General features: G+C 48.0%; 23 protein-coding genes. 3 read left to right on the top strand and 20 right to left on the bottom strand.

The genetic code is table 11. The annotated features are described in order from the left end of the window. Nucleotides 1-12 precede the first annotated feature (12 nt). The gene (locus VN23_RS06010) at nucleotides 13-1,002 is read left to right on the top strand and encodes a carbonic anhydrase (RefSeq protein ID WP_046350106.1); all 990 of its coding nucleotides are present in this window, start codon (nucleotides 13-15) and stop codon (nucleotides 1,000-1,002) included. 10 nt (nucleotides 1,003-1,012) lie between these two features. Here VN23_RS06010 and VN23_RS06005 read toward each other — a convergent pair whose 3' ends face one another. The 20 genes from VN23_RS06005 to rpsB all read right to left on the bottom strand — a co-directional run bounded on the left by VN23_RS06005 (nucleotide 1,013) and on the right by rpsB (nucleotide 20,624). Further along, nucleotides 1,013-1,786, bottom strand: coding sequence for a TrmH family RNA methyltransferase (locus tag VN23_RS06005; RefSeq protein WP_046350105.1), 774 nt, complete (start codon nucleotides 1,784-1,786; stop codon nucleotides 1,013-1,015). Between the two features lie 16 nt (nucleotides 1,787-1,802). Next, on the bottom strand, nucleotides 1,803-3,224 hold the full coding sequence (locus VN23_RS06000; RefSeq protein ID WP_046350104.1) for an HDOD domain-containing protein: 1,422 nt from the start codon (nucleotides 3,222-3,224) through the stop codon (nucleotides 1,803-1,805). Then, the gene (locus VN23_RS05995; RefSeq protein WP_052746383.1) at nucleotides 3,212-3,931 is read right to left on the bottom strand and encodes a class I SAM-dependent methyltransferase; all 720 of its coding nucleotides are present in this window, start codon (nucleotides 3,929-3,931) and stop codon (nucleotides 3,212-3,214) included. Before VN23_RS05995 ends, VN23_RS06000 begins: the two co-directional genes overlap by 13 nt. Continuing rightward, nucleotides 3,928-4,812: a flagellar motor protein MotB gene (gene motB / locus VN23_RS05990; RefSeq protein ID WP_046350103.1), complete on the bottom strand. Its 885-nt coding sequence runs from the start codon at nucleotides 4,810-4,812 to the stop codon at nucleotides 3,928-3,930. Before motB ends, VN23_RS05995 begins: the two co-directional genes overlap by 4 nt. A gap of 28 nt (nucleotides 4,813-4,840) precedes the next feature. Further along, nucleotides 4,841-5,701, bottom strand: coding sequence for a flagellar motor stator protein MotA (motA, locus tag VN23_RS05985; protein ID WP_046350102.1), 861 nt, complete (start codon nucleotides 5,699-5,701; stop codon nucleotides 4,841-4,843). Nucleotides 5,702-5,811: 110 nt separating this feature from the next. Then, a complete protein-coding gene (gene rnhB, locus VN23_RS05980; RefSeq protein ID WP_231743362.1) occupies nucleotides 5,812-6,393 on the bottom strand; it encodes a ribonuclease HII in 582 nt (193 codons plus the stop codon). Beyond that, nucleotides 6,390-7,562 (bottom strand): lipid-A-disaccharide synthase, encoded by a 1,173-nt coding sequence (lpxB, locus tag VN23_RS05975; protein WP_046350100.1) that lies wholly within the window; start codon nucleotides 7,560-7,562, stop codon nucleotides 6,390-6,392. Before lpxB ends, rnhB begins: the two co-directional genes overlap by 4 nt. A gap of 1 nt (nucleotide 7,563) precedes the next feature. Next, entirely contained in the window at nucleotides 7,564-8,340 is a 777-nt protein-coding gene (gene lpxA / locus VN23_RS05970) for an acyl-ACP--UDP-N-acetylglucosamine O-acyltransferase (protein WP_046350099.1), read from the bottom strand. Nucleotides 8,341-8,357: 17 nt separating this feature from the next. Next, the gene (gene fabZ, locus VN23_RS05965; RefSeq protein ID WP_197433036.1) at nucleotides 8,358-8,810 is read right to left on the bottom strand and encodes a 3-hydroxyacyl-ACP dehydratase FabZ; all 453 of its coding nucleotides are present in this window, start codon (nucleotides 8,808-8,810) and stop codon (nucleotides 8,358-8,360) included. A 160-nt stretch (nucleotides 8,811-8,970) separates the two neighbouring features. Continuing rightward, a complete protein-coding gene (lpxD, locus tag VN23_RS05960) occupies nucleotides 8,971-10,020 on the bottom strand; it encodes a UDP-3-O-(3-hydroxymyristoyl)glucosamine N-acyltransferase (RefSeq protein ID WP_046350098.1) in 1,050 nt (349 codons plus the stop codon). A 4-nt stretch (nucleotides 10,021-10,024) separates the two neighbouring features. After that, nucleotides 10,025-10,519, bottom strand: a complete 495-nt coding sequence (locus VN23_RS05955) for an OmpH family outer membrane protein (protein WP_046350097.1) — start codon at nucleotides 10,517-10,519, stop codon at nucleotides 10,025-10,027. A 19-nt stretch (nucleotides 10,520-10,538) separates the two neighbouring features. Beyond that, complete coding sequence (gene bamA / locus VN23_RS05950) at nucleotides 10,539-12,803, bottom strand: outer membrane protein assembly factor BamA (protein WP_197433035.1); 2,265 nt, start codon at nucleotides 12,801-12,803, stop codon at nucleotides 10,539-10,541. Nucleotides 12,804-12,957: 154 nt separating this feature from the next. Continuing rightward, nucleotides 12,958-14,307, bottom strand: a complete 1,350-nt coding sequence (gene rseP, locus VN23_RS05945; RefSeq protein ID WP_062654831.1) for an RIP metalloprotease RseP — start codon at nucleotides 14,305-14,307, stop codon at nucleotides 12,958-12,960. Further along, entirely contained in the window at nucleotides 14,301-15,506 is a 1,206-nt protein-coding gene (ispC, locus tag VN23_RS05940) for a 1-deoxy-D-xylulose-5-phosphate reductoisomerase (protein WP_197433090.1), read from the bottom strand. Before ispC ends, rseP begins: the two co-directional genes overlap by 7 nt. A 256-nt stretch (nucleotides 15,507-15,762) precedes the next feature. Next, complete coding sequence (locus tag VN23_RS05935; RefSeq protein WP_046350094.1) at nucleotides 15,763-16,590, bottom strand: phosphatidate cytidylyltransferase; 828 nt, start codon at nucleotides 16,588-16,590, stop codon at nucleotides 15,763-15,765. Next, nucleotides 16,584-17,342, bottom strand: a complete 759-nt coding sequence (uppS, locus tag VN23_RS05930; RefSeq protein WP_046350220.1) for a polyprenyl diphosphate synthase — start codon at nucleotides 17,340-17,342, stop codon at nucleotides 16,584-16,586. The genes VN23_RS05935 and uppS overlap by 7 nt, the downstream gene beginning before the upstream one ends. Nucleotides 17,343-17,398: 56 nt before the next feature. Then, complete coding sequence (frr, locus tag VN23_RS05925; RefSeq protein WP_197433089.1) at nucleotides 17,399-17,959, bottom strand: ribosome recycling factor; 561 nt, start codon at nucleotides 17,957-17,959, stop codon at nucleotides 17,399-17,401. 102 nt (nucleotides 17,960-18,061) lie between these two features. Then, nucleotides 18,062-18,781 carry a UMP kinase gene (pyrH, locus tag VN23_RS05920; protein ID WP_046350092.1) on the bottom strand — a complete coding sequence of 240 codons (720 nt, stop codon included), beginning with the start codon at nucleotides 18,779-18,781 and terminating at the stop codon, nucleotides 18,062-18,064. An 88-nt stretch (nucleotides 18,782-18,869) separates the two neighbouring features. Beyond that, a complete protein-coding gene (tsf, locus tag VN23_RS05915) occupies nucleotides 18,870-19,745 on the bottom strand; it encodes a translation elongation factor Ts (RefSeq protein WP_046350091.1) in 876 nt (291 codons plus the stop codon). A 156-nt stretch (nucleotides 19,746-19,901) separates the two neighbouring features. Next, the gene (rpsB, locus tag VN23_RS05910; protein WP_046350090.1) at nucleotides 19,902-20,624 is read right to left on the bottom strand and encodes a 30S ribosomal protein S2; all 723 of its coding nucleotides are present in this window, start codon (nucleotides 20,622-20,624) and stop codon (nucleotides 19,902-19,904) included. 475 nt (nucleotides 20,625-21,099) lie between these two features. Here rpsB and trxB point away from each other — a divergent pair, with 475 nt between their 5' ends. Together trxB and VN23_RS05895 are read left to right on the top strand one after the other, a co-directional pair. After that, nucleotides 21,100-22,053, top strand: coding sequence for a thioredoxin-disulfide reductase (gene trxB / locus VN23_RS05900; RefSeq protein WP_046350088.1), 954 nt, complete (start codon nucleotides 21,100-21,102; stop codon nucleotides 22,051-22,053). Nucleotides 22,054-22,109: 56 nt separating this feature from the next. Then, nucleotides 22,110-22,721, top strand: a complete 612-nt coding sequence (locus VN23_RS05895) for a Smr/MutS family protein (RefSeq protein ID WP_052746381.1) — start codon at nucleotides 22,110-22,112, stop codon at nucleotides 22,719-22,721. Nucleotides 22,722-22,800 lie beyond the last annotated feature (79 nt).

Here is a 22,800-nt window from a genome sequence, read left to right as displayed (position 1 = left end):
GGAACTTACACCATGCGCTATCTTTTCCTCATGATGAGCTTAAGCTTTACCCTCGCGGCAGCCAGCGAGCCAAGTCATGATGCGCCTGCCAAACCCCCTGCAAAGGCGAGCCCTGACACACCTAAAGCCAATCATGATGCCCCAGCTGCCAGTCATGAGGAGCCTGTAAGCAATGCCACGCCTATTCCGCAGGCTGCACCCGCAGGCAAGCACGGCATTCCTCCCCGCGTAAGCGCACCTCGTCCTACTGCTAAAAAACACAAAGTCCCCATCGCAGGGCACGGCACAGCAGCCGCAAACCACGCTGCACCGCATGCAGGCGGCCATTGGGGTTATGAAGGGGGCAGTACAGGCCCCAACAACTGGGGAAGCATGAGCCCTTCTTTCGCCTTGTGTACTGAAGGAAAAGAGCAATCCCCCATTAATATCACCACCAGTTATGCGCAAGAAATGGATAAGATTAAATTCAGCTACGGCATGACAAAAATAACGGTAGTTAATAATGGCCATACAATACAACTGAATATCGACCCTGGCAGCTTTATTGAAGCATTAGGCAGCAAATATCAGCTTTTGCAATTTCACTTTCACACGCCAAGTGAAGAAGCCATTGGTGGCCTTCGCTATCCAATGGTGGCGCATTTAGTCCATAAAAGTGAGGAAGGGAAACTCGCCGTAGTTGCCGCGCTTATCCAGCAAGGCGCGCAAGACAACCCGCTGATCGAAGCATTCTGGGACAAAATGCCTAGTGGCCATAATGAGACACGTACTTTTGACAAGCTAACTTACAGCCCCGCCGCCTTACTTCCGCTCGACCAGTCTTTTTATACTTTTATGGGCTCTCTGACCACTCCACCCTGCTCTGAAGGCGTGCGCTGGCTGGTGATGAAAAACCCGCTTAGCATTTCAGCAAGGCAAATTGCCCGATTTCAGAAAGAATTCCCAATGAATGCAAGGCCCATTCAGGCCATTAACGCACGCAATGTCATGGAAGGCATGTAATCACGCCCTATTAAGCACTGAGCTGTCTTTGCCGCTCGTAGCAAAGAATGGCGGCAGCTGCTGCAACATTTAAAGATTCAATCTGCCCCCCCATCGGGATGGTGAGACGTAAGCGGGCCAAATCTTGCATCTCTTGCGAGACACCCGCACCTTCAGAGCCTAAAACCAAGGCTAAATCACCCGCCAAATTCGCTTGGTACGGGGCAATCGCTTGCTCAAGCACGGTAACGGCTAAATCACCATCAAACTTAACCGCAAAAGCAGGCAAGTTTGTGTGTTCAAGCATTTCTAAAACAAAATGAGCACCCATCCCTGCACGCAACACCTTAGGTGACCAGATATCGGCGCATTCATCGGCCAGCAGCACCTGATCAACACCAAAAGCCGCTGCGGTGCGCAAAATCGTCCCTACGTTACCGGGATCTTGCACTCCGTCCAGCAACACGCAAAAACCGTTGGTCTTAGCCGCAGCTACAGCAGGGATACGGTAGAGCGCCATAATGCCGGTGGTGCTGGGCAAATCGCTTAGCTCGGCAAACAACGCTTCATCCATAACGCATTGTGCGGCCGTAAAGCGCTGCAATACGGCGATCACTTCCGGATTATCTAGCGCAGCAGGCGTCAGAATAATTTTTTCAACTTCACCGCCTACATCGGCCAGCGCAAGTAAAAGGTGCGTGCCATCCAGTAGGGTTTGCCCTGTTTTACGTCGTTCACGACGGCTGGAAGACAGTTTTAATAAAGATTTAAAAAAAGGATTCTGACGTGAAGAAATAACAAGCATAAATAACCTAAAACAATCAGCGAGGCTGAGCGGGGTGATGAGATAAAGCGCGGCTGGTTAGCAAGCCAATCTGCTTGAAATGTTGATAGTGTGCATCCGCAAGGCGATCCCCTCCTCGCCGGTCTGCATAAATAATGCCGACCGCTTTATCGCCTACAAAAATCGACATGGCACAAAAATCTTCCTGCCCAATTTGGGCCCGGAACCCAGTAGGCAATATGGGTTCTAAACTCGCGGCATTACCAGAGTTCAGCCAAATGCTTTGCTGCTTGAGCATCAGCTTTGTCAGCAGATGCGGCTCATCCAACTTGACATGGAGCTGCCGCGCAGGATCGCTCGCCTCAATACCGTGGGCAAAACGCGCTTTGATGGCGTTTTCTCCGGCAACCAGCAAGGCAAATAAAATACGCCTCATTCCCAGCCCTTCGGCCAAAGCACGCACAGCCAAGCCCATGATCTGATTAGCTGGCGCACCTTGCGCTCCTGCCAGATGCAAGGCCTGCATCCGCTCGGCAAGAACATCTGCTTCAGGCCGGATAACTTCAGGTTTTGCTGGCGCCGCAGGCGCTGATGCCGGTGTGGCCACAACAGGCTGTGGCCATTCGCCCGGCAACATGGGCAACCAGCGCGCAGCAGGCCAGCCTTGTTTTTGCGGCTCAGTGCGGGCGTATTGCAACATTAGGCGGTTCGTTCGCTGCCAAACATCATCAACGCTAGTGCCCAGTATTTCTGCCATGATTTGTAGCGCGCTACTTACATCTGGCTGCCACCAGCCTCGGTCAAGCAAATGAGCCAGCTGCAATGTAGCATGCTGCAAAGCCTGTCTAGGCAAGACTTCACCGCCCGTATTGGTGAGCAATGCACTTAAAGATGGCGGCAACGACCAAGCGGCCAGTAAGGAGTGGGGCTGATCCCGGCCAAGTGGCGCGGAAAGATCTGTATCGTGCGCTAATAGCTCAAGTATTTCTGGCACGTGGCTAAACAAAGCAGAAACAAAAACCTCGTCCAAATGTGCATCGTAACGCTCACCAGCAAACTCACGCGCCATTTTTGCAGCAAAACGACTATCCGCAATGTGCTTATGAATGCGGGCAATGGTTCGGGGGTGGCTTTGCAAAACCTCTTCCAGCACAGGCATTCGGGCAAAGTGCTCGATAAAGGGAGCGATGCCCATCAGCATCACAATGCCATTAATCGTGGTGATATCGGCCGCTAAGCTGCTTTTTTGCCGCTGATTAATATAACGCAGTGCTTGCGCGGTAAGCAGCGGGTCTTTTAAAACGATATCGGCTAAATCAGAAGGATGCAGACGATCTGCACGACGCAGAGCTGCCAGCAATTGCTCACGGCTGGATTGCAAAATAGGCAGGCCACGCCGCGCCCAATAGGCAAGCCAGGCGACATTACTTGTTGCTGCAGTTTGGGCTAGATTTTCCATACTAAAAGTCGGCTGCCTTTCCAATCTCCAATATTACATACGCGCTCAGGTGGCACATTGGGAATATCAAAGCTATTGCTAATTAACAGGCTGCCCGGACGCATTTCTTTTTGCGCCTTTGTCCAAAGCAAGCTCATGGGTTCAGGGGATAAATAAGCGTAAACCACATCATAAAGTGCTAAATCGGCGGCAAACGCATCGCCATGTCGCCAGCCCGCTTTGCTATTGGCTAAACGAATGCGGCCAAGCAACCAGGGAAGCCATGAAAACTCAATTCCATCGACTTGCACGTCAGGCCGGTGGCGAACAAACCAAGCCAGTACCGTGCCGGTTCCAGCGCCTAAATCCAGTAAACGCGCGCCTTTTGGAACCTGCTCCGCCAATTGCTCTAATGCGCGTGCATTGCTTAAATAAAGAGGAACCCGATTACGCAATACGCCGCCAAAAATCATCCAGCACAATAGAAGTGCCGCCAGATACCAAAGCGGATCAATCAAGAAATGAAAGCCCAGCAACAACAAAAACGGAAATGCCAAATGAATAAAGCACCACCATTTTCCATCATGCCAGCGTAAAGACCCAAATAAAGACAAAAGAGCAACCAAAATGGCCCAATGCAATGCGGGCCATTTAAAAACACTGACCATCAGCGCAGCCATCATCATTGCGCATAATTGAATGATGGCAAAACGCAATGCCTGCGTCATTGATCTGTCTTTTTCACTGGAGCAATTTCTTCCTGACCCTTTCCTGCCTGCTGCCGAATATTGTCTTCCGCGTCATGGTTTAACACCACAATACTAATCCGCCGATTAACGGGGTTGTAGATATTGCTCTTATCAAGCGGCACAACATCGCCAAAGCCATTCACGCGTAATATTTTTTTATCTGACAAACCACCCACTACCAATTCACGGCGGGAGGCATTTGCACGATCCGCAGACAACTCCCAGTTGCTATAGCCTTCATCTCCGCCTGCAAAACGGGAAGAATCGGTATGCCCCGATAATGAAACAGCATTAGGGACTTCATTTAAAAATTCTGCAATTTCCCGCAACATATCCCGGCTAAAAGACTCCAAATCCGAGCTGCCAGATTTAAACATCGGCCGATTCTGCTCGTCTACAATTTGAATTCTTAAGCCTTCCGCAACCATATCCAGTTTTAATTGGTTTTTAAATTGAGCAAGCTTCGAGTTTTCTTTAATTTTGTTATCCATCAAAGCTTCAAATTTTTGTTTTAACTCTGATAGACGTTTTTTGTCTTTAACCGCTTCTGAAGGAGGATCACCTTTTTTAACCTGCCCCGTTTGCTTGGTTAAATCATTCCCGCCGCCCTTAATTAAAGACGTAGCGTCGCCCGCACCATCCCCACCCGACATCGACACTTTAAGCGGGTTAGCAAAATAACTGGTAATCCCCTTCATGGTCCCCTTAGAGACCGAGCCTAATAGCCACATCAATAAAAAGAAGGCCATCATCGCCGTTACAAAGTCGGCATAAGCAATTTTCCAAGCGCCACCATGATGGCCATGCCCGCCTTTTTTGATGCGTTTTACAACTATGGGGCGTTGTGAATCATCGCTCATTTTGGACTACCTTTAAATCAATACGGTTTTACTTACCTTTGGCGCTCTTTACGTGTTCTTCCAACTCTTTAAAGCTTGGCCTATCGCTGCCGCTCAGTGCTTTACGGCCAAACTCCACTGCTACTTGTGGTGCGTAACCATTTAAGCTGGCTAATAAAGTGACTTTCACCGCTTGAAACGCAATATTGGTCGCCGCGCCTTGTTTTTCTAGCACCGTTGCCAAAGGACCAAAAAAACCGTAAGCCAACCAAATCCCCATAAATGTCCCCACCAGCGCGGCACCAATCAACTCGCCCAAGGCAGGAGGCGGCAAGTGTAAAGAGCCCATCACGTGAACCACGCCCATGACCGCAGCCACAATACCAAAAGCGGGTAAACCATCGGCTAGTTTAGTAATCGCATCAACGGCTACATGCGCATCTGCATGGTGGGCTTCTAGCTCTACATCCATTAGGTTTTCAATTTCCATGGAATTAAGATTCCCCCCCACCATTAATCGCAGGTAATCGCAGAGAAACTCAGTGAGATGATGATCTTTTTCAATTGAGGGGTATTTAGAAATAATCGGGCTGGAATGTGGGTCTTCAATATCGGTTTCAATCGACATCAAACCTTCTTTTCTCACTTTTGAGAGAATCTCAAACATCATGGCAAATAAATCCATGAAGAAAGGCTTGGTATACGGCGTGTTTTTAAACAGCAAAGGCAGGGCTGCGACGGTTTGCTTCATCCCCTTTCCACCCTGAGCAGCAATCATCGCACCGATAGCACCACCGAAAATAATAACAATTTCTGATGGCTGCCAAAATACGGCCAAATGCCCGCCGTGAGCGGCGTAAGCGCCCAAAATACAAACACACATAAAAATATAGCCAATAATGACGAACATGCGTCAGCTTCCCTGTGATAACTATATAAAATAACTTACTCTGACTGCATATTAGAATATTGAATAGAACGCCACAACTAATCAAAGCGAATTAAACAGAAAAGTCTGATTTACCAAAGAGACGCTTGTGCATAAGCCTTGATCACCGGACCAAAGCTTTTTCTATGCACAGGGCAAGGTCCAAGGCGCTTTAACGCCTCTAAGTGCTGAGCAGTGGGATAGCCTTTATGTTGGGCAAAGCCATAGCCGGGATATAAAACCTCAAAGGTTTCTACATCTCTATCCCGGCTGACTTTGGCCAAAATCGATGCAGCAGAGATGCACGCTTCTAAGGCGTCCCCCCCAACAATCGCGCGCCCTGGCACAGTTAAACCCTTAGGCACACGATTGCCATCAATCAAGGCTTCTTCGGGCACAAGGGATAGGCCAGCAACGGCGCGCTGCATCGCCAGCATGGTGGCGTGTAGAATATTAAGCTCGTCAATTTCTTCGATCGAGGCCGTCGCAACAGACCAAGACACGGCGCAAGACTGAATTAAATCAAACAACACATCACGGCGGCGTGCCGTGAGTTTTTTTGAATCATTTAACCCAGGCAAATCATAATGGGCGGGCAGAATCACTGCAGCCGCATACACCGCGCCCGCCAAAGGACCTCTGCCTGCCTCATCAACACCACAAATCAAACTCACGCCCTCATTCCCAATACCGAGCACACCGCATCTGCCGCTCGTTCAGCAGCACCGCAGCGCAGGCTCAGATGCAAATCAGCAAAGCGTTGGCTTAAACGCGTAGCAAGTCGCTTGTCATCATATAAATTACTGATGGCCTGCACCAAGTTATCTGCTGTTGCATCGTCTTGCAGCAGCTCGGGCACAATAAATTGCCCTGCCAATACATTAGGCAGACTGACATAAGGCAAGCGCAGCTTTCTCTTGACCATGCGATAAGTCAGCGACGACAGGCGATAAGTCACCACCATAGGCTGACGCGACATCATCGCTTCAAGCGTTGCCGTGCCAGACGCCAGTAAAATCACATCTGCCGCTTGCATGGCTTCATGCGCATGGCCAAACATCAAGCGAAACGGCAGCGCTTGTGCGCCCTGCTTCCAGATTTCCTGCTCAAATAACAAGCGCGTTTCGCGCGTCACAAAAGGCACTAAAAACAAGGCATTTGGATAGCGCTCAAGCAGCTTTCTTGCTGTTTCCACAAATAAAGCAGCCAGCATTTCTACTTCGCTTTGGCGGCTACCCGGCAACAAAGTAAACACTGCTTTTTGTGCTGGAATTTCCAGCACTTCGCGTACAGCAGGCTGATCTGGCACCGCAGGAAAAATCTCCGCCAAAGGGTGCCCCACATATGTAGCGGGAATAGACGCTTCCTGATAGATTTTTTCTTCGAAAGGAAAAAGCAGCAACATATGCGAAACGCATTGGCCGATTTTTTTAAGCCGTTCCGAACGCCAGGCCCAAACAGAAGGCCCAACATAATGAATCGTTGGAATACCTGCCTGCTTTAATGCTTTTTCTAAGCCAAAATTAAAATCAGGCGCGTCAATCCCAATAAATAAATCAGGCTTATCGGCGAGCAATTGTCGTTTTAATTGCCTGCGGATACGTAATAATTCGGGCAAATGACGAATCACTTCCAAATAACCGCGCACCGCGAGTTTTTCCATAGGCACAAACGAGGTGCAACCGGCGGCTTGCATTTTTGGCCCGGCAATTCCAAAGAATTCGGCATGAGGCAAGCGCTGTTTCAGGGCCAGAATAAGCTGGCTCCCTAATAAATCGCCCGAAGATTCACCAGCCACTACGGCAATACGTAGACGGCCATGGGTATTCAATATGCGTTGCATATTAACGAATGATTCCGCGCGTTGATTGTGCAAAAAAGTCGAGGAAAGCCTGCAGCTCTGGCTGAGTAGTGCATTGCTCTTCAATCACGGCGCACGCCTCAGCGAAAGGCAGGCCTTGGCGGTAGAGTGCTTTATAAGCGCGTTTGATATGGGTAATTTCATCGCTACTAAAACCACGGCGTTTTAATCCTTCACTATTAATGCCATTGGGCACGGCACGATTACCCGCCGCCATCACAAACGGCGGCACATCTTGCGCCACAGCAGCAGTAAAAGCGGTCATTGCATGAGGTGCAATTTTGCAAAACTGGTGCACAGTAGTAAACCCACCCAGAATCACCCAATCGCCAATATGAACATGCCCAGCGAGCGTAGTGTTATTGGCAAAAATGGTATGGCTGCCAATTTTGCAATCATGTGCAATATGCACATAGGCCATAATCCAGTTATCGTCACCCATCATAGTGACGCCATCATCCTGCGCCGTACCCGTAGAAATCGTGACATTCTGAAAAATGGTATTTCCGTCGCCAATCACAAGCCGTGTTGGCTCGCCGGCATATTTTTTATCTTGCGGTGCACAGCCAATACTTGAAAAGGAATAAATGCGATTATTGCTGCCAATTTGAGTATGCCCGTCAACCACCACATGGGCTTCTAATCGGGTACCAGAGCCAATGGATACATGCTCCCCAATCACACAAAAAGGGCCAACTTCTACATCCGCAGCAAGCTCGGCTCCGTCATGAATAATGGCAGAAGGGTGAATTTTAGACATATAGATTACTCAGGCAATTAGCGCTTAATTTCGCGTTGCGCGCACATCAAATCCGCTTCGGCGGCCAATTCAGTTCCTACAAAAGCCTGCGCTTTGTATTTCCAAATACCACGCTTATTGGCTGTAATTTGCACGCATAAAGTCAGCTGATCACCCGGCACAACCTGGCGCTTAAAGCGCGCATTATCAATACCCGCAAAGAAATAAAGTGAATCTTCTGAAGGGGCGACTTCCAGACTCTTATAAGACAGGACGCCCGCAGCCTGAGCCAGCGCTTCCAGAATCAGCACACCTGGCATCACCGGATAAGTCGGGAAATGCCCTTGAAAAAATGGCTCATTAATCGAGACATTTTTAATGGCTTTAATTGAAACACCGGGCTCCATCTCTACAACGCGATCAATTAATAAAAACGGATAGCGATGCGGTAAGCATTTGGCGATTTCTAAAACATCCATAATCTGATTCATTACTCTTATTCTCCAACCGGTGCTGTAGGCACCATAATTTCTTTTTTGTAAATTGCTTAATTCATAAGGCCAATGACTCAGCAAAAAACCCCAGCTTCGGCATGCCGTAGAAGGGGAATTATTTCGCATCTTTCATCAATCAAATAAGGTGCTATTTGATTTATTCCTCAAGCTTTTCTGCGGGATTTCTCAGCACTAGGATTTCTTTTTCAAGCTGTTTAACCCGCTTGGCTAATTCATCCAGGTGCCGTAAATGAGCGGCATTGTGCCGCCAATCATCATGCGTTTGCATCGGGTAAGAGCCTGAGTACACGCCTGCTTCACGAATTGTCTTGCCAACCAGCGTACCGCCTAAAACCGTCACGCCATCACAGATTTCCAGATGACCGGAAATCATTACAGCGCCACCAATCTGACAACGCGCACCAATTTTGGTCGAGCCCGCAATGCCGACACAGGCCGCCATCGCAGTGTGCTCACCAATTTGTACGTTATGCGCCACCTGGATCAGGTTATCAATTCGGGCACCATTGCCAATAATGGTATCGTTAAGTGCGCCCCGATCTACCGTCGTACACGAGCCTATCTCAACATCATGACCGATCAATACGCGGCCAAGCTGAGGGATTTTTTCCCAATGGTCTATCGCCCAAGCATTACCAAAGCCATCGCCGGCAATCACTGCATTGCTATGCAAAATAACGCGATCACCAATAAACGCCCCGCGATGCACGCTGGTGTTAGGGTGAATCAAGCAATCCGCCCCAATCTCAACCTGCTCACCGATATAAGCGTTGGCCATCACAATCGTACGCTCGCCAATCCGTGCACCGGCCTCAACCACTGCGCCGGGGCCAATTTGCGCGCTTTCTGCCACAAATGCCAAAGAATCAACTACCGCACGGGGGTGGATGCCCGCCCGTGCAGCCGGCCTTGGATGTAGTAACTGCGCTACCTGTGCAAAATAAAGCTGCGGATCCCGCGTTACAATATGCGGGCGATCTAAACTCGCACTTTCAGCTGGGCGTACAATAAAGGCCGCCGCCTTGCTGCTTTGCAATTGCGCACGCAAACGAGGGTTGGCCAAAAAGCCAATTTCACCTTCCGCTGCATTCTCTAAAGCAGAAACACCTGTAATCAGTACGTCATCACCATGGCGCTCCCCGCCTAGCAACTCCACAAATCCGGATAAAGTAAAAGATAAAGCCATGCGTTTATTTATCCATTAAAAGCTTTAATACTTTGTCTGTAATATCAATCCGCGGGCTGCGCCATGCCACTTCTTGCAAAATTAAATCGTACTTTTCGCTGGTCGCAATTTGTGCAATTGCGCTATTTACACGCTCTTGCAGGCCCGATAATTCCTCGTTACGGCGTGTATTCATATCTTCATTGAATTCACGCTGCATACGTTGAAAGTCTTGATTCATTTTAATGAGCTCACGCTCTTTAATGCGCCGATCTGCCTCAGCAAGCGTGCCCCTATCCAATAGCTGCTGCAACGCCTTACCTTGCGCTGATATTTTTTGCAAATCAGACTTACGTGCATCGAACTCACGCTCTATCTTTTTGGCCGCCCTGACGGCGGGAGACGCCTCACGCAAAATGCGCTCGGTATCTACAAAACCAATTCGCATATCCGCTGCAAATGTACTGGAAGACAGTACAACACCCATTGCCAGCAATATTGCACGTGGCCATTTCAACATAGATAGTGGCTCCTTAAAATCAGAATACTTGACCCAATTGGAATTGAAGACCGCGTTCAACTCTATCGTTTGGCTGAGCATTAAATGGTGCGGCCCAGCTTAATTTAATCGGCCCTACAGGTGAAACCCAAGTAAAGGCCACCCCGGCGGAATAGCGCATTTCACTCACATTAGGTCTTGATCCTGCACCCCATACTGCACCTGAATCTGCAAAAACACTTAAACGTGTTGAACGATCATTTTTCAAACCTGGAATCGGGAAGAAGAATTCAAAGTTATTAACAACCCGTTTATCCCCCCCCATCCCGTCGCCACGGCTATCAACGGGCCCAACCGATCCGGATCTGAAGCCACGAATAGAACCTACACCACCGGCGTAAAAGTTTTTATAGAACGGATAAATGCTATCGCCATAGGTGTGGCCATAGCCGCCTTCCACATTCCACATTAAGCTCATTTCTTTGCCAAATGGAATAAAGTATTGGCTTCGTGTTGAGAGCTTGTAATAGTCGATATCCGAGAATGGTGCAGTTACTTCGCCATTTAAGCTTAATAACCAGCCTGATGTCGGGTACGAGCCACTATTCCGCGTATCACGACCCCAGTTAATACTTACAGGATAGGTTTTGTTTCTAGAGCCTTGGCTATTCACAAAATCCAGCACATGTTTAGGCGCAGAAGCATCAGCCTGAATGGCAAGACTCTCAAATCCCAGGCCAAAACCAATACGGTTCGATTCTGTTAATGGCAAGCTAAAGTTAGAGCTAAAGCCATAAGATGATGTAGTGTACTGGCCCAAATCCACGCGGGAAGGATCGGTATCCCGGCGATAAATATTCCAGCCCACCGACACGCCATCCGGCGTGGCATAAGGATTGGTCACGCCAAGGGAGTAAACTTTATTAGATGAGCTAGAGTTCACTTCTACCGCAAACTGTTTACCACTACCTAAGAAGTTATTTTGCGAAAGAGATAATACTAAAACAATCCCTTCACTTTGCCCGTACCCTGCGCCAATATTGAAACTGCCTGATTTCTTTTCAGTAACGGTGACATTCATATCCACCTGATCGGCCGTGTCTGGCACAAGAGGGGTATCAACGACAATTTCACTAAAGTAATCGAGTTGCTCTAAACGCTGTTTAGAACGCTTGATTTTGGCACCATCGTAAGCGGCAGATTCTAGCTGGCGCAATTCGCGGCGAATCACCACATCGCGCGTTTGTGAATTACCATTTACATTAATCCGCCTTACATAGGTTTTTTTACCCGGATCAACATAAAAGGTAAAAGCAACTGTATTGTTTTTCTGATCGATCTCAGGTACTGCATTCACATTAGCAAACGCATAACCCACTTCACCCAATGCTTCTGTAATGGCAGCGGTTGATTTATTTAAGCTTTCACGCGAAAACACTTCACCCGTATTGAGAGTAATGAGCTTCTTTAAAATAGCGGGATCAATAACCGTATCGCCGAGCAATTTAACGTCACTTACTTTAAATTGCTTGCCTTCAGTTACATTGAGCGTTAAGAAAATGCCTTCACGATCTTCCGAAATAGCAACTTGTGTGGATTCCACATTAAATTCAATATAGCCGCGATCCATATACCAAGACCGCAATTTTTCTAAATCGGCAGATAACTTTTGTTTTGAATACTGGTCAGCCTTGGTATACCAAGTCATCCAGCCTCCGGTAGTCTGGCTTAGCATATCGAGCAAATCATCTTCTGAATAAGCTTTGTTGCCAACGATATTAATCTGCTGAATACGCGCAACTTCGCCTTCGGAAATATCCAGCTGCACACCCACACGGTTGCGCTCTAATTTGGTGACTTCCGACTTAACGACCACAGAGTATCGGCCACGTGAATAATATTGCTGTTTGATTTCTTGTACTGCAGCGTCTAAAACGCTCTGATCAAAAATACGCCCCTCTGCAAAACTCTGGCCTTTCAGCGCGCTTTTAATTTGATCTTTCTCCAGCATTTTGGAGCCATTGACATTGATCTGCGCAATCGTCGGGCGCTCGTCAACGGTTACAATCAAGACACTGCCATTTGATTCAACCCGCACATCGTTAAAAAAGCCAGTTGCAAACAAGGCCTTAATCGCTTCTTGTGCACGATCATCATCAAAACGATCGCCGACTTTGACCGGCAAATAATTAAAAATCGTTCCGGCATCGGTACGTTGCAGCCCCTCAACGCGAATATCGCGAATCACGAATGGCTCAACCGCCCAACCAGGTAAGGCAATACCGGCGAGGGCCGCTGCTAACAACAAGTTTATCGATTTTAATTTCATTATTCTGAAGAGTCACTAATGAGTTAGCAGGCCATAGCGAAACAACCGCAAAGCCCACACTGCGTTAAAAAACGGCCCAAAACCCTTAATTACAGCGGTAAACCCTGGCCTTGAATTTCTTGGCAAACAGCTAGCCAAGAAACAGTCGATGGATATCGTTATAAAACGCGAGGGACATCAGTCCCAACAATAAAATAATGCCAACGCGCTGGCCAAATGCTTCGGCCTCAGGCGGCAGACGCCGCCCCGTCAAAAATTCTACCGTATGATACATCAAATGCCCGCCATCCAGCACCGGCAAGGGTAGCAGGTTTAAAACCCCCAAACTAATACTAATTACACAAAGATATTCAAGAAATGCATTCAACCCCAATCGGGCACTTTCCCCCGCAAAAGTTGCAATCGTAATTGGCCCGCTTACTTGCTTAATTGACACATGACCTGTCAGCATTTTCCAAAACATCACCAAAGTAAGACGACTACCCTGCCATGTTTTTTGAAGGCCATATTGCAAGCCTTCAAAAAAGCCAAAATCACGCACAAATCGTTGATTTTTCCAAGCAGCCACGTCTACTTCCGGAGCGAGGCCAAGCTTGCCTATTTTCTTGCCGTTTTCTTCTACCGCATCAGGAATAACTGTGCGTTCAATGACTTGCCCATTTCGCTTCCAGCTTAAAAGCAGGGGTTGCGACGCTGAAGAGGAGACTTTCTGCTGTACATCCTGCCAGCCATACAGGGATACGCCATTAATCATCAGCAACTGATCGCCCACCATTACCCCCGCCTTGGACGCCGCACTTTTAGGTGCAACTTGCGCAATGCGCAGGCTCAAAGGGACAGGGGAACCCCCAAGACGAGACAGAAGTTGTTGGTCGATTTCATCACGGCTTAAATGACTTAAATCCAAATGGGCTACACGTTCTGAACCAGTAATTGATCTAAGCTGCAAGGCTACTGTTACCGCGCCACCACTCTGCTCTAACAACCCTAATTGCAGCTCATCCCAACTGGAAATCGCTGCGCCTGATACAGACAATACTTCATCACCGGGTCTTATCCCTGATTTTTCTGCCGCAGAGCCGGGGCTTACGAAAGAAACAAGGGGGCGCAAAGCCTCAACGCCAGACAAAGATAAACCCCAGTAAAGCAAAATAGCCAGTAGAAAATTGGCCAGCGGCCCTGCCACAACAATCGCCATTTTTGCTAAGGGGGGTTGGCGATTAAATGCCCTTGGCAAATCAGCCTCGGCAATCGGATCACCCTCTCGCTCATCCAGCATACTGACATAGCCGCCCAGAGGAATCGAGCAGACCTGCCACAGCGTTTCACCACGCTGCCACTGCCAGAGTGGCTTGCCAAAGCCAATCGAGAAGACCAATACTTTTACACCACAGCTTTTTGCAACACGGTAATGCCCATACTCATGGATAGACACCAAAATACCAATTGCAATCACAAACGCCAGCATAGACGTCAGCATAGAGGGTGCGCCTGCAGCCATGCCCGTGCAGCAACCCGAGCGGATTGATCCGCCGCTAGCAGCGCACCTAATGATTCGGCCGTTGCTCGGTGAGTGCACTCATTGAGCACAGCATCAATCAAACGTGGAATATTCGTAAAACACAGGGATTTATTCAAAAACCCTTCAACGGCAATTTCATTTGCTGCATTTAAAATGGCAGGGGCAGCCCCACCTGCGGCAAGTGCATCGAACGCCAGTTGCAGACAAGGGAAACGTTGCAAATCGGGCGCTTCAAAATCTAAACGCCCTACACTAAAGAAATCGAGTGATTTCACGCCTGCATCCACGCGCTCCGGGTAAGCCATGCCGTATGCAATTGGCGTACGCATATCGGGATTACCCAACTGAGCAAGGACGGAGCCATCCATATATTCGACCATCGAATGCACCACGCTTTGTGGGTGCACAATCACCGAAATATCGCTTTTTTCGGGGGCATTAAATAACCAACGCGCCTCAATGACCTCCAAACCCTTATTCATCAAAGAAGCAGAATCGACCGAGATCTTGCGCCCCATCGACCAGTTAGGATGCTTACAAGCCTGGTCCGGTGTGACATGCTGCAATTCGGCCTGAGGCATAGTGCGAAACGGCCCACCTGAGGCGGTGAGTAAAATACGTTTAACGCCTGCCGCCTGTAAATTTGCTGCGTAAGGGTTTTCTCGATAAAACGGGGGTAAAACCTGAAAAATCGCATTGTGTTCACTATCAATGGGCAATAACGCCGCACCCGATTCACGCACGGCATCCATAAATAAGGCACCCGCAAGCACCAGCGTCTCTTTATTCGCAAGCAAAATGCGTTTGCCTGCACGTGCCGCGTCCAAAGTAGGCTGCATACCTGCCGCTCCTACAATAGCCGCCATCACCGCATCCACTTCAGTAGCACAAGAAACATCGCTCAGCGCCGACGCCCCCCACAAAACTTCCGTAGCAGAGCCTTTTTCTTTTAAAAGCACTGCTAAAGTTTGAGCAGAAATCGCATCCAAAACAACGGCAAAGCGCGGCTTAAATTGCACGCATTGCTGAGCCAGCTTTTCTAACTGACTGGCTCCGCTTAATGCAAAGACTTGATAACGCTCAGGATATCGGGCAATTACATCAAGCGTATTAACGCCAATGCTGCCAGTGGAGCCAAGAATAGTGATTTTTTGTATAGAGGACATGATGATATGGCCTTGCGCTTTAATATGCCTGAAAAGACAACAACAAAACACAGCCTATTTGAAACAAACAATAAAATCGAGGACACAAATACCTGTTTAAATCATGCCTGATATTGGTAATTTATTTTCATCAGGCATGATTTTCAAGCGATTGTCTTATCTGCACTGCGATTTTAAAGCTTGCCACTCAAGCAATAAGAATTGTTCGTTTATCTTGCAACAGACAATTGATGTACGCAGTTTGAATTTAGAATAACAAGAAACCAAGATAGATCGCAGCAGCGATAGGCAATATCGCCAGCAAACTATCAATTCTATCCAGTACGCCACCATGCCCCGGCAATAAATGGCTACTGTCTTTGATTCCTGCTTGTCGTTTAAATAAGGATTCCAGCAAATCACCCATCACGCTAACGGCAGTCAGCACTGCAGCAATGGCCAGCCACGCAGACAAGGCTAATAACTCGCCATGAAAAAACAGGTGCTTAGGAAGAAAAAAGGTATAAACCAACACGCCAAACAAGCCGCCTATTGCACCTTCCCAGCTTTTACCAGGGCTGATTTGCGGGGCTAGCTTGCGCTTACCAAATGCTTTTCCGAAAAAATAAGCCGCCGAATCAGCAACCCAAGCAATCGCCAAAACAGCCAGCAAGGCCCAAGGGCCTGCGGTGCGTAAAACAATCAGCGCCAGCCCTGCAGGCATCAGCAAAGCCCAGCCAAGCAAAATATTTAAATTGCCTGCATTCGCCAGCTTCCATTTTTTTGATAGCCAGCAAGGCGTAACCAATAGCCAAAAAAGACTGGCCCCCAGCATCAAGCCAAGTAATAAAGAGGGCTTATAAATAAGCTGACTGAGTGCGGCAAATAAAAGTGCGCTCAGCAATGGATAAGCTTTAGCCACCCAGCCTTGCATGCCGGATAAACGTTGCCACTCCCAAGATGCAACCACAACCACTAAGCCGCAAAAGGCAATCCATGCAAATGAGCCGATGACGCCCATTTGCGGCAACAAGAAAATAGCCGCCAGCACAATCGGTAGCAGCAACAGAGCAGTAAGAATACGGGTTTTTAACATGAGGATTGAAGTTGCTCGCTAATGCGGCCAAAGCGACGCTCGCGGCCGTGATACCAATCAATTGCCGCTTCTAATGCCTTGCGATCGAAATCCGGCCAAAGCATGTCGCTAAAATAGAGCTCGGTATAGGCAAGCTGCCATAAAAGAAAATTGCTGATTCGTTGCTCGCCACCTGTGCGGATAAATAAATCCGGCTCAGGCGCATAAGCCATCGCCAGATAAGGTGATAAATCATCCTCGGTAAAACAAGTGCTTAATTCCGGGTGTTCAGCCAGCATTTTATGTGTGGCATTGATGACATCCCAGCGGCCGCCGTAATCCGCAGCAATTGAAAGCGTTAAACCGGTATTGGCCGCAGTTTTTTCTTCTGCCGCATCGATTAAAGCTACTAATTCAGGGCCGAAATGTTCACGATTACCCACAATTTTTAGGCGAATATTTTTTTCGTGCATACGGCTGATTTCACCGCTTAACACTTTCAGAAAAAGCCCCATCAAAAAGGAGACTTCATCCTGCGGACGACGCCAGTTTTCATTACTAAATGCAAATACAGTGAGATAGCCTACGCCCAAGGCATCGCAAGCTCGAACCGTATCACGCAAGGCCTCTACACCACGCTTGTGTCCAAAAACACGAGGCATCATGCGCTTTTTTGCCCAACGGCCATTGCCATCCATAATCACTGCAATATGACGAGGAACAGCTGCAATATCTTGCGGTACTTCTTTAGTAGAACTACTGAATATGGCCACACCAAACCCCTTACGTTTGCTGGCCGGCACAATAGATTGCACCGGCCAGCAAATGATTACATTGTCATTAATTCTTTTTCTTTTTCTGCCAACAACTTATCAATTTCAATTACATATTTATCTGTTAATTTCTGAACATCATCACTTCCACGACGCTCATCATCTTCAGAAATGTCTTTATCTTTCACCAGACGCTTTAGTTGCTCATTGGCATCGCGGCGAATATTACGCACCGCAACCTTAGCATCATCTGCCTCGTTACGAACAACCTTTGTTAAATCCTTACGGCGCTCTTCGGTCAGGGCAGGCATCGGAACACGAATTACATCGCCATTGGTTGACGGATTCAAGCCTAAATCACCATCACGAATTGCTTTTTCAATCTTGGAAATCATGGTTTTTTCCCAAGCCTGAACACCAATAGTACGTGAATCAATCAAAGTAACATTGGCTACCTGATTAATTGCAGTAGGAGCGCCATAGTAATCAACATTGATATGATCCAATAAACCAACGTGCGCGCGACCCGTGCGAACTTTTGCCAGATTAACACGCAAAGCCTCGACTGATTTTTGCATTTTAGTATCGGTATTGCTTTTAATATCTGCAATCATAATGTATTCCCTTATTTACTCTATTCTAATAAGTAATCATTTGTAGCCATGGCCAACTTATCACGCAAAGCGCCGCTTAAAGCCTGGCCGCCCATTTAAAATGGCTTAGCAGTGTACCAGCGTCCCTTCATCTTCCCCAAGAACTACGCGCTTTAATGCGCCTGCTTTGAAGATACTGAACACGCTTAAATTCATATTTTGATCGCGGCAAAGCGCGAAAGCTGTGGCATCCATCACTTTCAGATTACGGCCAATGGCCTCATCGAAAGTCAGGGTTTGATAACGTACGGCATCTGGATTTTTCTTCGGATCATCGGTGTAAACGCCATCGACCTTAGTGGCCTTCAGTACAATATCGGCACCTACTTCCATGCCGCGCAAGGCTGCGGCAGTATCGGTAGTAAAGAAAGGATTACCCGTTCCTGCGCCAAAAATAACGACTTTATTTTCTTCAAGATAACGAATGGCTTTGCCACGAACATACGGCTCAGCCACTTGCTGAATGGTCAGTGCAGATTGAACACGGCTGACAATACCAGCGCGCTTCATTGCATCTTGCAAGGCCAGTGCATTCATCACTGTAGCCAGCATCCCCATATAATCCGCAGTGGCCCGATCCATCCCAGCAGCAGCAGGTGCTACGCCACGAAAGATATTACCCCCACCGATCACTACGCCAACCTGAACACCAAGATCTAATACCGCTTTGATTTCACCAACAATACGATCAATCGTAACGCGATTAATGCCATAGCTATCCTCACCCATGAGGGCTTCGCCGGAGAGTTTCAGCAAAATGCGTTTATATTTGGGTGCTTGGCTCATTTGAAGCTTCCTTATCCATGGAGGGCGAATTGTGGAAACGCCGCACGTTACCGCGCGGCGCATAGAACAACAATCTAATTAAATAGACTTAAATCTTTGCAGCAGCAGCCACTTCAGCAGCGTAATCAACCACTGCTTTTTCAATGCCTTCACCCACTACAAACAGATTAAATGCATTCACTGTTGCAGCATTAGTTTTCAGCAATTGTTCGATCGTTACTTTGTCATCCATTACAAATGGCTGGCTCAGCAGAACAACATCTTTCAGGTACTTTTGAACAGTGCCTTCAACGATTTTTTCCAGCATTGCTTCTGGCTTGCCCGCTTCTTTAGCGCGCTCAGTTGCAACACGGCGTTCAGTTTCGATCAATTCAGCAGGTACACCACTTGCATCAAGTGATTTTGGCTTTGTTGCTGCAATGTGCATCGCAATTTGCTTACCTAATTGCTCATCACCGCCAACGATGTCGAGCAAAACACCAAGCTTGTTGCCGTGCAGATAAGCTGCAACCTGACCCGCTGTTTCATAGCGTGCAAAGCGGCGCAATGTTACATTTTCGCCCAGTTTAGCAACAGCATCTTTACGGATTTCTTCAACTGTTTTGCCATTCACTACGACTTGCGACAATGCATCAACATCAGCCGGGTTTGCATCAGCAACAGCTTGAGCAGCCAGCTTAGCGAAAGCGATAAAACCTTCGTCTTTAGCTAGGAAGTCTGTTTCACAGTTTACTTCAAGCACCGCGCCGATTTTTTTATCGTCAGAGATAAATGCAGCAATAATACCTTCAGCAGCAGTACGGCCAGCCAGCTTGGATGCTTTATTGCCAGACTTGATTCGCATTACTTCTTCAGCTTTTTTGATATCGCCATCGGCTTCAACTAAAGCTTTTTTGCATTCCATCATGCCAAGGCCAGTCAGCTCGCGCAGCTGGGCAACCATCTTCGCGGTAATTTCCGCCATGATTATTTCTCCTGAAACCGGGTAAAGAGTAGAGCATTTATAAATGGGGCATTCGGCGCATAAAAACGCTTGCCCGCAAATAAATACAAAGCTACTTATCTGTCATTTACAAAAAAGGGGCGAAACGCCCCTTTTTCGCATATTAACTTTACGATATTACTGTGCAGTGGCTGCAGCAGCTGCTTCGACAAGTTCTTGTGCTGATTGGTTTTTACCTTCAAGCACGGCATCAGCCATACCTTGAGCGTACAAACGAATTGCGCGGCTTGAATCATCGTTACCAGGGATAACGAAATCAATACCTTCCGGGTTGTTGTTGGTATCAACTACACCAATAACCGGGATACCCAGTTTCTTGGCTTCAACCAAAGTACCCTTCTGGTAACCCGTGTCGATCACGAAAATCGCGTCTGGCAGACCCTTCATATCCTTGATACCGCCTAGGCTACGATTGAGTTTTTCAACTTCACGATTCATGTCTAGCAATTCTTTCTTACCGTAGCCGCTGTTTTCATTAGCAACGATAACTTGCAACTCTTCCAGACGTTTGATCGACTGCTTAACTGTTTTATAGTTAGTCAGCATACCGCCTAACCAGCGGTGATCAACGAAAGGCATGCCGCAACGCGCTGCTTCTTCAGCAACGATTTCACGAGCTTGACGCTTAGTACCTACGAACAGAACAGTTCCTTTGTTTGCAGCAATACGACGAGCGTACTTAACCGCTTCTTCAAACAATGGCAGTGTTTTTTCGAGGTTGATAATATGAATCTTGTTACGTGCGCCAAAAATGTATTGACCCATTTTTGGGTGCCAGTAACGAGTTTGGTGACCGAAGTGGACACCGGCTTCAAGCATATCGCGCATGCTAACGGACATAGTAAAACTCCAAGCTAAGGGTTACATCTAGCGCTCACACGACACCCCAAATCCATAATTCAGAGCACCCTTAACGGGGTGAGCGCCAAAATTATCTGCAGGCACCATGCCCACAGAACACAGGATTATAGTCACTTCATGCCCTGTTACTCAAGAAAAAGTACGGTTTGCTGTAAAATTAGCCATCCGCAGGTGAGATTAAAGCCGCCACCCTCCCTACAAAAATACCAATAGCATTTAAATTAACGCAGGCTATTTTATCTAGGCTGAAATGCCACTTTTTTAACCACCAACAAAAAACCCAAGCATCGCCCTTAATATGATTTCTGAGCTTTTTGGACGAAAAACAAGGGGGGATCCCATTACTAATCAGGGTCATAGGCATTTTTGATTAGAAAGCATGCCGCTAAAGTCGTAAACTTTGCCTGAATCAATTAATCACACCTCACTCATCCCAAACACAGGACGCTGATTTATGGCTACGCAACACGCTCGTTTACTTATTCTTGGCTCTGGCCCCGCTGGTTATACCGCAGCCGTTTATGCGGCTCGTGCCAACCTAAACCCAGTCATGGTGACGGGCCTGGCACAGGGCGGGCAGCTGATGACCACAACGGATGTGGATAACTGGCCAGCAGATGCAGATGGTGTGCAAGGCCCTGAGCTGATGGCGCGCTTTCAAAAACACGCCGAGCGTTTTGGTACTGAAATGATCTTTGATCACATTCACACCACCTATTTAAATGAAAAACCAATCCGCCTCGTGGGTGATTCTGGTGAATACACTTGCGATGCCCTGATTATTGCAACGGGCGCATCAGCTCAATATATTGGTTTACCTAGCGAAGAAACCTTTGCTGGTCGCGGTGTTTCTGCCTGCGCAACCTGCGATGGTTTTTTCTATCGCAACCAGCAAGTCGCAGTGGTGGGTGGCGGTAACACTGCGGTTGAAGAAGCGCTTTATCTCTCTAATATTGCATCCCACGTCACTTTGGTTCACCGCCGTGATACTTTCCGCTCAGAAAAAATCCTGATCAACCATCTGATGGAAAAAGTGGAAGCAGGCAAGATCACTCTCGCAACCAACAGCACACTCGATGAAGTGCTAGGCGATGCCACAGGTGTAACTGGCGCCCGTCTTAAATCTACCGTAGACGGCAGCACGCGTGATCTTGAATTAACTGGGGTATTTATTGCGATTGGCCACAAGCCAAATACAGATATATTCAAAGGCCAGCTTGAAATGGATGCAACAGGCTATATCATCACCAAGGGTGGTCGTGATGGCGGCGCAACAGGCACCAGCATTGCTGGTGTATTTGCCGCTGGTGACGTGCAAGACCATATTTACCGCCAGGCTGTAACGTCAGCCGCGTCGGGCTGCCAAGCGGCACTGGATGCAGATAAATATTTGGATTCATTACGTTAATTAATATTTTAAGATGACCCAAGGGGCGCTTAGCGCCCCTTTTGCATTGGATTTACATGGACAACCCCAAGCTTCGCCAGCTTAGAAAAGCGTTACGCGCTAAACCACAGGCTGCCATCAAAGCTCACCAGAAGCCCATTGAAGCGCTGGACGATCACGCGCTTTTTATGCGCTCGGTGCAAGGCGTTACCCCACTTAAAAACATGCAATACCAGCACCCGAAGCCTGAAATCAGCCCTTGGCCACGCAAGCAACATGCCGAGCACCTCAGCCCGCTCGATGATATGACCGATTTTTGGCCATGGGATGAACTAGCGCCCGGTGAAGAGCTGCTATATAGCAAGCCAGGTCAAAAGCTCGACACCCTAAAGCGGCTGCGCAAAGGGCAGTGGCCCACTACTGCCCATTTAGACTTGCACGGCTTAAGCAGTGATGAAGCCAGAATCAGCGTGACGCGCTTCTTGCAAAGCGCCAACGCAGCCGGTCTGCGCTGCGTACGTATTGTGCATGGCAAAGGGATGGGATCAAAAAATGGCGAGCCGATTTTAAAACAAAAGCTCAAAAACTGGCTGGCACAAAGAGATGAAGTACTGGCTTTTTGCCAAGCTCCGCAACATGAGGGTGGAGGTGGCGCCGTTTTGGTTCTAATTCGAACACGCAGAGAATAAGACCGCCTACAAATTCTATACACCGCAGCGTTTCACCCATCCATGCGGCTTCAGGTACAATGCCGCACCGCTCAACCCC

Source organism: Janthinobacterium sp. B9-8 (genome assembly GCF_000969645.2).
Lineage (GTDB): Bacteria > Pseudomonadota > Gammaproteobacteria > Burkholderiales > Chitinibacteraceae > Iodobacter.
Note: the sequence above shows the minus strand (reverse complement) of the source record. Positions and strands in the feature narration are given on the sequence as shown.

Coding starts and splice junctions, on each gene's coding strand:
- VN23_RS06010 (WP_046350106.1), top strand. CDS start 13: ATGCGCTATCTTTTCCTCATGATGAGCTTAAGCTTTACCCTCGCGGCA.
- VN23_RS06005 (WP_046350105.1), bottom strand. CDS start 1,786: ATGCTTGTTATTTCTTCACGTCAGAATCCTTTTTTTAAATCTTTATTA.
- VN23_RS06000 (WP_046350104.1), bottom strand. CDS start 3,224: ATGGAAAATCTAGCCCAAACTGCAGCAACAAGTAATGTCGCCTGGCTT.
- VN23_RS05995 (WP_052746383.1), bottom strand. CDS start 3,931: ATGACGCAGGCATTGCGTTTTGCCATCATTCAATTATGCGCAATGATG.
- motB (WP_046350103.1), bottom strand. CDS start 4,812: ATGAGCGATGATTCACAACGCCCCATAGTTGTAAAACGCATCAAAAAA.
- motA (WP_046350102.1), bottom strand. CDS start 5,701: ATGTTCGTCATTATTGGCTATATTTTTATGTGTGTTTGTATTTTGGGC.
- lpxB (WP_046350100.1), bottom strand. CDS start 7,562: ATGCAACGCATATTGAATACCCATGGCCGTCTACGTATTGCCGTAGTG.
- lpxA (WP_046350099.1), bottom strand. CDS start 8,340: ATGTCTAAAATTCACCCTTCTGCCATTATTCATGACGGAGCCGAGCTT.
- fabZ (WP_197433036.1), bottom strand. CDS start 8,810: ATGAATCAGATTATGGATGTTTTAGAAATCGCCAAATGCTTACCGCAT.
- lpxD (WP_046350098.1), bottom strand. CDS start 10,020: ATGGCTTTATCTTTTACTTTATCCGGATTTGTGGAGTTGCTAGGCGGG.
- VN23_RS05955 (WP_046350097.1), bottom strand. CDS start 10,519: ATGTTGAAATGGCCACGTGCAATATTGCTGGCAATGGGTGTTGTACTG.
- rseP (WP_062654831.1), bottom strand. CDS start 14,307: ATGCTGACGTCTATGCTGGCGTTTGTGATTGCAATTGGTATTTTGGTG.
- VN23_RS05935 (WP_046350094.1), bottom strand. CDS start 16,590: ATGTTAAAAACCCGTATTCTTACTGCTCTGTTGCTGCTACCGATTGTG.
- pyrH (WP_046350092.1), bottom strand. CDS start 18,781: ATGAGCCAAGCACCCAAATATAAACGCATTTTGCTGAAACTCTCCGGC.
- tsf (WP_046350091.1), bottom strand. CDS start 19,745: ATGGCGGAAATTACCGCGAAGATGGTTGCCCAGCTGCGCGAGCTGACT.
- rpsB (WP_046350090.1), bottom strand. CDS start 20,624: ATGTCCGTTAGCATGCGCGATATGCTTGAAGCCGGTGTCCACTTCGGT.
- trxB (WP_046350088.1), top strand. CDS start 21,100: ATGGCTACGCAACACGCTCGTTTACTTATTCTTGGCTCTGGCCCCGCT.
- VN23_RS05895 (WP_052746381.1), top strand. CDS start 22,110: ATGGACAACCCCAAGCTTCGCCAGCTTAGAAAAGCGTTACGCGCTAAA.